We start from the raw sequence: 8,034 nt of genomic DNA, 5'->3' as shown, positions 1-8,034 counted from the left end.
ATTGCGTACCGGAAGCCGGATTTTACAGGCTCTTAGTGAAGGTACGAGTAATAACGTCGCGCTGCTGTTCCGGAGTCAGGGCGTTGAATCGCACCGCATAGCCGGAGACACGTATGGTCAGCTGGGGGTATTTCTCGGGGTTGGCGACGGCATCTTCCAGGGTCTCGCGGCTCAGCACGTTGACGTTAAGGTGCTGGCCACCTTCGACGACCGGGTCGCTTTGCAGCGGCAGCTCGCGATATTCGAACTGGCCCAGATCGGACAGTTTGACTTCCTGATCGGCGGCAAAGGTGTCGCCTTTGGCGCAAATGCAGCGAGCCTGTTGCTGCTCTTCGTCCAGCAGCCAGAAAGAATTCAGCAGCGCAGCGTTGGCGGCCTGGGTGATTTGAATGCCCTTGATCATGGCATGACTCCTCATTAAAAGCGGATCCACTGTAAGGAAATTACCCAAATGTGCTGAAAATAACTGAAACAGCCTTAACGGGCGCTTGCCTTACACCTTTACTTTGATGGGGTCATATATAACACGTTGGTAATAAAACCAAGTTTGATCCAAATCAAAAAATGTCCGGAAAGTGACGCTTTCAGACATTTAATTCGTTGAGTTTAATCAATATTAAGTCATTTACACCAACAGGTAAGATAACTTAATTATGCACCTTTCCAATTCTTAATCTAGTAATTTAACTACATCTTATCTTCTTTTTGGCTAAATAGATAAACACAGGCCAGTGACGGGATATGACCGGGGGCTCGCTCTCTGCTCCCTTATTTCAGTCCTTTTACTGGGGCGAGTCTGAGTCAGCTCTGGTTGCGTCCGGCGGTTCCTCCCCCTATTCTGGGCTCCTTGCAGAAATTGAGAACGAGGTATCCCGGTGTTGACCTGGACGGATGTGATTGGCTCCCAGAAGGAGCAGGACTATTTCAAGCAGACCCTGGCTGCGGTCAGGGCTGAGCGGGAAGCGGGCAAACTCATCTACCCTCCGACAAGCGAGGTGTTCAATGCCTTCAAACTGACCGAGCTGGCGGACGTCAAGGTGGTGATCCTGGGACAAGACCCCTATCACGGCCCGGGCCAGGCTCATGGCCTCTGTTTCTCCGTATTGCCCGGCGTCCGTACGCCACCCTCGCTGGTCAATATTTACAAGGAGCTGGCGCGGGACTTGCCCGGCTTCACCATCCCCAACCATGGCTTCCTCGAGTCCTGGGCCAAGCAAGGGGTGCTGCTCCTTAATACGGTGCTGACCGTTGAGGCTGGCCAGGCTCACTCTCACGCCTCGCTGGGTTGGGAAACTTTCACCGACAGGGTGATAGAGCAGCTTAATGCCAGTCGGGAAGGGGTCGTGTTTCTGTTATGGGGCGCCCATGCCCAGAAGAAGGGGCGTTTCATCGACAAGGAGCGTCACCATGTGCTCACAGCGCCCCATCCCAGCCCGCTTTCAGCCCATCGCGGCTTTATCGGCTGTGGTCACTTCACTGAGACGAATCGCCTGCTGGTTGAGCAGAGCCAGAGCCCGGTCGACTGGTGTTCTGTCTGCGTCTGACTTGATTGAGGGCAAAGTTGAGGGGATAAATGGCCGTATACTCAAGACGGATATGCTCATTTTTAAGCTAAGGAGAGCCCATGTTAGCCAAGCTGCACCAGGATCATCTCAACATAGCCAGACTGTTGGATCTGCTCAAAAGCAAGCTCAATGCCATCAATGAGGAGCGGCCGGTCGATTATGCGCTGGTGCGTGACGTGATCGACTATCTGCTGGAAGTGGCGGATAAGTACCACCATCCCAAGGAAGATCTCATCTATGACTACTACCTAAAGTACCGCTTGGTCGAGGGAGAAGTTAGCCAACGGCTGCAACTGGAGCATGCCTGTCTGGCCGAGACCGGTACCCAGTTGAAGGAGATGGTGGAGATGATCCTGCTGGATGCCGTCATTCCCCTGGATCAGTTTACCGCCAAGTTGGCCCAGTTCATCATCTTGCAAGAGGGCCATATGAACTATGAAGAAGGGGTGGTTTTCCCGCATCTGCGCGATGCTCTGACCGAAGATGACTGGCGCCAACTTGAGCAACAGTGGCAAAACCGTGCCATAGGTGATCCCCTGTTCGGACCCGAGGTAAGCCAGCACTTTCAGGAGTTGGCTCGCCGCCTCTCTCTGCCTGCCAGCTAGCTGGCTACGCCATAAAAACAGGCCCGGCATGATGCCGGGCCGGTTTTTTTGCGCGAGAACGGGGCAAACGACTGCTTGGCTGAAATAAAAAGACCCCGCAGAGACGGGGTCTTTTTATGAGAGTTCATGCTTTTACAGCACTATCTCCTCGGAGAGACCATCGTAGGTGATATCGATCGACTGCAGCTCCTTCTGCAAGCGATGCTTATCCTTCAATGCCTCGATTTCTCTCCACTTGCGTTTTTTTCCCGTTGTCCCGCGACCGCGTGAACCCAGCTCAACAACATCTTCAACGTCATAGCTGAACATATCCATGGATCCCTCCTTGGTTGTTATTCTTTTCATCAATCGTATAACACAGTGTTATGGAAATTAAAACGTTTTCGTGACATTCATATGACAGGGTTCAATTGGCTAAATTAATCGGCGAAAAAAAACCGGGCACCCAAAGGGTGCCCGGTTTTTTCAGCAGGTGGAGACTCAAGCCAGGCGGCTGGCCAGCATGGTTTCCAGTTTGCCCTGATCGACGGCAAACATGCGGATCCCTTCGGCCAGTTTCTCAACGGCCATGGCATCTTGGTTAAGCTCCCAGCGGAACTCTGCTTCATTCATCGGCGTCGGCTTAGGCAGACGATCGCCGGTGTAGTTCAGCTTGCGCACCACGGCGCCTTCGCTCTTGCTCAGCTCTTCCAGCAGGGCGGGGCCTATGGTCAGGCGGTCGCAGCCAGCCAGCTCGAGGATCTCGCCGGTGTTGCGGAAGCTGGCGCCCATAACCACTGTCTGGTAGTCGTGCTGCTTGTAGTAGTCATAGATAGCGGTAACGGATACCACGCCCGGATCTTCGCTCGGGGTGTAGTCACGGTTGTGCTTGGCCTTGTACCAGTCGAGGATGCGGCCCACGAAGGGGGAGATCAGGAAGGCACCGGCTTCGGCACAGGCGCGGGCCTGGGCGAAGGAGAACAGCAGGGTCAGGTTGCACTGGATGCCCTCTTTCTCCAGCACTTCGGCGGCGCGGATCCCTTCCCAGGTGGAGGCCAGCTTGATCAGGATGCGATCGTTGGCAATGCCGGCTTCGTTGTAGAGACGGATCAGCTTGCGGGCCTTGGCGATGCTGGCGTCGGTATCGAAGGAGAGGCGGGCATCCACTTCGGTGGAGATGCGACCCGGTACTATCTTGAGCACTTCCAGACCGATATTGACCGCCAGCTTGTCACCGGCGTCGATGAGCTGTTGAGCCTGGTCCTGGCTCTGGGCCTTGGCCCAGGCGATGGCGTCGTCGATCAGCGGTGCATACTCGGGGATCTCGGCGGCCTTGAGCACCAATGAAGGATTGGTGGTGGCGTCGGTCGGCTGGTAGCGCTTGATGGCTTCGATATCACCGGTGTCGGCAACGACTGTGGTCAGGGCTTTGAGCTGAGTTAATTTATCGGCCATGGCAAATATCATCTCTTAATGGGGAGTCATCCCAGGGTGATGGCGTGGGCGGTACGTTTTGAAACAAAATTACAAAAACGCGGCGGCAGACGCTCAGAACTGCTGGATGAGGAGACCCCATCCACACTGTTTGCCTACTTAATACAGTTGAAGGGCCTACCGCAAGAGGGGGGATTGCACAGGGATCGAACAGCGGCGTGGCTCTTGGGGTGCATCATGGTTAAAGCTCATGATTTATATGATGTTTTTAATGCGGTTATCGCACTATCGAGCGGCTTGTTAACGCCACCTTTTTTGGCTTTTTATCATATTTGAGTGATTGATCACAAAAAATATCATGGCCACTACTTGAAATTTTATTACATGTAAAACGTTTTTCAAAAAGCCGGCTGTTTTTGTCAGGGTTCAGGGGAAACGTTTGAGCAAACGATGGCGCGCAGATCGGAGAAGCAGGGCCGTGCCGTCCTGCATCCCTGCTCGGGATAAATATACCCACATTAGGTATGGATTATCGTTTTTGTTGAATGTTTGCGGAATAAATGTTGTTTTTAGGCCCGCCATCGCTCGTTTTTTGTGATCAGGGTGACCTGGATCACTATTCTGAATCAGCACGCTATGCTAGATTCCGCCCCTTTAGCAGAAAGCTTATTTGGCAACATACAGCAAAGCGGTCAGCGCAGACTGGCCATGGATGTGAATAACAACGAGAGAATTATGGATACCTTAATAGCTTTACTGAACGACCTGATGTGGGGAGCCGTGCTCATCTACCTGCTGATCGGGGTCGGCATCTTCTTCACTTTCCGCCTGGGATTTATCCAGGTCCGCCACTTCGGCCACATGTTCTCGGTACTGCGTAACAGCCGAAAATCTGACAAGGCTGGCATCTCCTCCTTCCAGGCGCTCTGTACCAGTCTGGCGGCCCGAGTGGGCACGGGTAATCTGGCCGGCGTCGCTGTTGCCATCTATCTGGGTGGCCCGGGTGCCATCTTCTGGATGTGGCTGATTGCCTTTATCGGCATGGCGACCGCCTTTGTCGAGAGCACCCTGGCGCAGCTCTACAAGGTCAAGGATGAGGACGGTAACTACCGAGGTGGTCCTGCCTATTACATGGAGCGCGGCCTTGGCATGCGCTGGATGGGGGTGCTCTTCTCCCTCTGCCTGCTGCTGGCCTTCGGTCTGATATTCAACGCCGTGCAAGCCAACTCCATCAGCCTGGCCATGAACGTGGCGTTCGGCATTCCTGACTGGATGAGCGGTATCGTCCTGGTACTGCTGGCGGGCCTTATCATCTTCGGCGGCATCCGCAGCATAGCCCGCTTCGCCGAGCTGGTGGTGCCCTTCATGGCCCTGGCTTACATTCTGCTGGCCCTGGTCATTGTGGCGATGAACATCACCGAACTGCCCGGTGTGTTTGCCCTTATCTTCAAGTCCGCCTTTGGCATAGAGCAGGCCGGTTCCGGCGCCATGGGTTACGCCATCTCCCAGGCGATGATCAATGGTATCAAGCGCGGTCTCTTCTCCAACGAGGCCGGTATGGGGTCAGCCCCCAACGCTGCCGCGACTGCCACTCCCTATCCGCCACACCCGGCCTCTCAGGGTTATGTACAGATGCTGGGAGTCTTCATGGACACCATCGTCATCTGTACCTGTACTGCCGCCATCATTCTGATGTCGGGCCAGTTCGAGCCGGGCTCTGGCATCACGGGGGTTGAGCTGACCCAGCGGGCGCTCTCGTCCCAGATTGGCAGCTCGGGCAATATCTTCATTGCCACCGCCATCTTCTTCTTTGCCTTTACCTCGATCGTGGCGAACTACTCCTACGCGGAGACCAACCTCATCTTCCTCGAGCACAACCACAAGGGCGGCCTGCTGCTGTTCCGTCTGCTGGTGCTCGGCATGGTGATGTTTGGTTCCGTGGGTGAGTTGCCGACCGTGTGGGCCATGGCAGATGTTTCCATGGGCTTCATGGCCATCGTCAACCTGGTTGCCATACTCTTGCTCTCCGGGGTCGCCATCAAGCTGGCCAAGGATTACAACGATCAGCTCAAGCTGGGCAAGGTGCCGACCTTCGATGCCAACAAGTACCCGGAGATCCGCAGCCAGCTGGAAGCGGGGATCTGGGATACCCCAGCCAAGAAATAACGCATCAAGTCAGACCGATAAAAAGGGGAGCCAGTGGCTCCCCTTTTTCTATGGCTCGGCAGTGGGCGCGACGTGCGGGGCTGCGGTGCTGGTCATCGGCCGCCGTGGCGGCGAGCAAGCCATGCCATCACCATCTCTCGCGCCACTTCACCCAGACTTCACATGACTTCATATCCAGCACATGCTGGCCACCTAAGCTGGTCTCACTGCTCACCGTGACGGTGGCATCCGATAAACAAGAGGACGAAAACCCAATGCAACAACGACAGCGGATTAACTGGGTGGCAGCGAGCACGCTGCTCTGGGTCGGCCTGGCTCAGGCGGGCAACACTGCCACCGACATTCAAACCGATACCCTGAACAAGCTGGTCGATGCCAGCATCCAGCCCCTGCTCAAAGAGCAGAGGATCCCGGGCATGGCGGTCGCCGTGCTCCAAGGGGGCAAGGCGCACTACTTCAACTATGGGGTGGCAGATCGGGCTACCGGGGCCAAGGTCAGTGAGCAGACCCTGTTCGAGATAGGTTCGGTCAGCAAGGCCCTGACCGCAACCCTTGGCGCCTATGCCGCCGTGAAGGGTGGTTTCAAGCTGGATGACAAGGCGAGCCAGCATGCGTCCTGGCTGCGAGGCTCGGCATTTGACGGCATCACCATGGCGGAGCTTGGCACCTACAGCGCGGGCGGCCTGCCGTTGCAGTTTCCGGATGAGGTGGACTCGACCGACCAGATGCGGGCTTATTAACGCCACTGGTCACCCGCTTATCAAGGAGGCACTCATCGCCAGTACTCCAATCCCAGCATTGGCCTTTTTGGCCATCTCGCCGCAAATAGCCTGGGCCAGCCCTTCGAGCAGTTGATGAGCCAGACCCTGCTGCCCAAGCTCGGTCTGCATCACACCTATATCCAGGTGCCTGAGTCGGCCATGGCGAATTATGCCTATGGCTACTCCAAGGAAGACAAGCCCGTCAGGGTCAATCCGGGCGTGCTGGCGGCAGAGGCCTATGGCATCAAGACCGGCTCGGCGGATCTGCTTGCCTTTGTGCAGGCGAACATGAGGTATCAGGGGGATAGCGAGGTCAAACAGGCGATTGAGCTGACCCACCAAGGTTTCTTCTCGGTGGGGGGGATGACCCAGGGGCTGGGTTGGGAGAGCTATGCCTATCCCGTCACCGAGCAGACGCTGCTGACGGGCAACTCGCCGGCGGTCAGCTTTAAGGCCAACCCGGTGGCCGGGTTCGCGAGCCCGAAAGAGATGGGCGTGCAGAGGCTCTATAACAAGACCGGCTCGACCAACGGCTTCGGTGCCTATGTGGCCTTCGTGCCCGCCAAGGGGATCGGCATCGTCATGCTGGCCAATCGCAACTATCCCATTGAAGCCAGAGTCCGGGCGGCTCACCACATCCTGAGTCAGCTGGCTGACTAGCCTTTGCTCGATAGATAACGGATACAAGTGCGCCGGGCTGCCCCGGCGCACTTTTTCAGGGTCGCCAGTGGCGTGCTCGCACTGGCCGAGGAGGAGGCTCTCTTTGCGATGACCCCTAACCGTATTGCTCTTCCATCCAGGCTTCGACGATAAGCTGGGCCGAGACGCCATCCACGCTGCCCTTGTCGAGCGCCTTGTAACCGCCGCGCTCGAACAGACGGGCGCGGGCGTCCGTGGTGGTTAGTCGTTCATCCTTGAATTCGACCTGCTTGCCAAAGCGGCCATGGAGCCGATTGCCGAACTTGCGGGCCCGCACCGTGATCTCCTGGTCCGTGCCGTCCATGTTGAGCGGCAGACCGACAATGAGCAAGTCCGGTTGCCACTCCTTGAGCAGTTTCTCTATCTCGTCCCAGTTGGGTACGCCGTCATTGGCCTTGAGGGAGCGCAAGGGTTGCGCCGTGCCGGTGAGCTCCTGGCCGATGGCGACCCCTATGCTCTTGGTGCCGTAATCGAAGCCCATGATGCTGCGCGCTGATGACATGTCTGTTCCTGTGAGGTGAGGGAAGGGCCAGGCTTAGCTGTGCCCTATGTCGCTGGAGAGGTGCAAGGGGTTGACCCCAATGCTGGCGGCAGCTTGCTGCCAGCGCAGGTGAGTCGGAGTATCGAACAGCAGCGCCTTGTCCGGTGGTATCACCAGCCAGGCACTGTCGACCAGCTCCTGCTCGAGCTGGCCTGCGCTCCAGCCGGCGTAGCCCAGCGCCACCAGATAGTGATCCGGTGCCAGCTCCGTGCCCAGGGTCTCCAGTATGTCCTTGGAGGTGGTGACCATGAGTTCGTCACTGACCTGCAGGCTGGAGTTGAAAC

General features: G+C 56.6%; 9 protein-coding genes and 1 pseudogene. 5 read left to right on the top strand and 5 right to left on the bottom strand.

Annotation, left to right across the window (positions count from 1 at the left end; all coding sequences use genetic code 11):
• Positions 1 to 22 precede the first annotated feature (22 nt).
• The gene (gene grcA, locus G113_RS17350; RefSeq protein WP_005907866.1) at positions 23 to 403 is read right to left on the bottom strand and encodes an autonomous glycyl radical cofactor GrcA; all 381 of its coding nucleotides are present in this window, start codon (positions 401 to 403) and stop codon (positions 23 to 25) included.
• A 472-nt stretch (positions 404 to 875) separates the two neighbouring features.
• Between grcA and ung the strand changes: the two genes are divergently transcribed.
• Together ung and G113_RS17340 are read left to right on the top strand one after the other, a co-directional pair.
• Positions 876 to 1,544 carry a uracil-DNA glycosylase gene (gene ung / locus G113_RS17345; protein WP_005907865.1) on the top strand — a complete coding sequence of 223 codons (669 nt, stop codon included), beginning with the start codon at positions 876 to 878 and terminating at the stop codon, positions 1,542 to 1,544.
• Between the two features lie 80 nt (positions 1,545 to 1,624).
• Positions 1,625 to 2,170, top strand: coding sequence for a hemerythrin domain-containing protein (locus G113_RS17340; protein WP_005907864.1), 546 nt, complete (start codon positions 1,625 to 1,627; stop codon positions 2,168 to 2,170).
• A gap of 132 nt (positions 2,171 to 2,302) precedes the next feature.
• On the opposite strand, the gene G113_RS17335 is transcribed toward G113_RS17340, so the two are convergent.
• Together G113_RS17335 and tal are read right to left on the bottom strand one after the other, a co-directional pair.
• Complete coding sequence (locus tag G113_RS17335; protein ID WP_005907863.1) at positions 2,303 to 2,485, bottom strand: DUF3545 family protein; 183 nt, start codon at positions 2,483 to 2,485, stop codon at positions 2,303 to 2,305.
• A 165-nt stretch (positions 2,486 to 2,650) separates the two neighbouring features.
• Complete coding sequence (gene tal, locus G113_RS17330) at positions 2,651 to 3,604, bottom strand: transaldolase (RefSeq protein WP_005907862.1); 954 nt, start codon at positions 3,602 to 3,604, stop codon at positions 2,651 to 2,653.
• A gap of 39 nt (positions 3,605 to 3,643) precedes the next feature.
• Here tal and G113_RS21195 point away from each other — a divergent pair, with 39 nt between their 5' ends.
• From G113_RS21195 to ampC, 3 genes and pseudogenes are all read left to right on the top strand, one after another.
• The gene (locus G113_RS21195) at positions 3,644 to 3,919 is read left to right on the top strand and encodes a hypothetical protein (RefSeq protein ID WP_152436095.1); all 276 of its coding nucleotides are present in this window, start codon (positions 3,644 to 3,646) and stop codon (positions 3,917 to 3,919) included.
• Positions 3,920 to 4,318: 399 nt separating this feature from the next.
• Positions 4,319 to 5,749 (top strand): alanine/glycine:cation symporter family protein, encoded by a 1,431-nt coding sequence (locus G113_RS17325; RefSeq protein ID WP_005907861.1) that lies wholly within the window; start codon positions 4,319 to 4,321, stop codon positions 5,747 to 5,749.
• A gap of 254 nt (positions 5,750 to 6,003) precedes the next feature.
• Positions 6,004 to 7,170 (top strand): annotated as a pseudogene (ampC, locus tag G113_RS17320) (FOX/MOX family class C beta-lactamase).
• A gap of 115 nt (positions 7,171 to 7,285) precedes the next feature.
• Here ampC and ruvX read toward each other — a convergent pair.
• Together ruvX and G113_RS17310 are read right to left on the bottom strand one after the other, a co-directional pair.
• Positions 7,286 to 7,711 carry a Holliday junction resolvase RuvX gene (gene ruvX / locus G113_RS17315; RefSeq protein WP_005907859.1) on the bottom strand — a complete coding sequence of 142 codons (426 nt, stop codon included), beginning with the start codon at positions 7,709 to 7,711 and terminating at the stop codon, positions 7,286 to 7,288.
• 33 nt (positions 7,712 to 7,744) lie between these two features.
• Positions 7,745 to 8,034, bottom strand: a 290-nt coding sequence (locus G113_RS17310) for a YqgE/AlgH family protein (protein ID WP_005907857.1), incomplete at its 5' end; no start/stop codon positions are given.

It is taken from the genome of Aeromonas molluscorum 848, assembly GCF_000388115.1.
Lineage (GTDB): Bacteria > Pseudomonadota > Gammaproteobacteria > Enterobacterales > Aeromonadaceae > Aeromonas > Aeromonas molluscorum.
Note: the sequence above shows the minus strand (reverse complement) of the source record. Positions and strands in the feature narration are given on the sequence as shown.

Bases quoted from the DNA above. Each gene is read 5' to 3' on its own strand.
- grcA (WP_005907866.1), bottom strand. From the start codon at position 403: ATGATCAAGGGCATTCAAATCACCCAGGCCGCCAACGCTGCGCTGCTG.
- G113_RS17340 (WP_005907864.1), top strand. From the start codon at position 1,625: ATGTTAGCCAAGCTGCACCAGGATCATCTCAACATAGCCAGACTGTTG.
- G113_RS17335 (WP_005907863.1), bottom strand. From the start codon at position 2,485: ATGGATATGTTCAGCTATGACGTTGAAGATGTTGTTGAGCTGGGTTCA.
- tal (WP_005907862.1), bottom strand. From the start codon at position 3,604: ATGGCCGATAAATTAACTCAGCTCAAAGCCCTGACCACAGTCGTTGCC.
- G113_RS21195 (WP_152436095.1), top strand. From the start codon at position 3,644: ATGGCGTGGGCGGTACGTTTTGAAACAAAATTACAAAAACGCGGCGGC.
- G113_RS17325 (WP_005907861.1), top strand. From the start codon at position 4,319: ATGGATACCTTAATAGCTTTACTGAACGACCTGATGTGGGGAGCCGTG.
- ruvX (WP_005907859.1), bottom strand. From the start codon at position 7,711: ATGTCATCAGCGCGCAGCATCATGGGCTTCGATTACGGCACCAAGAGC.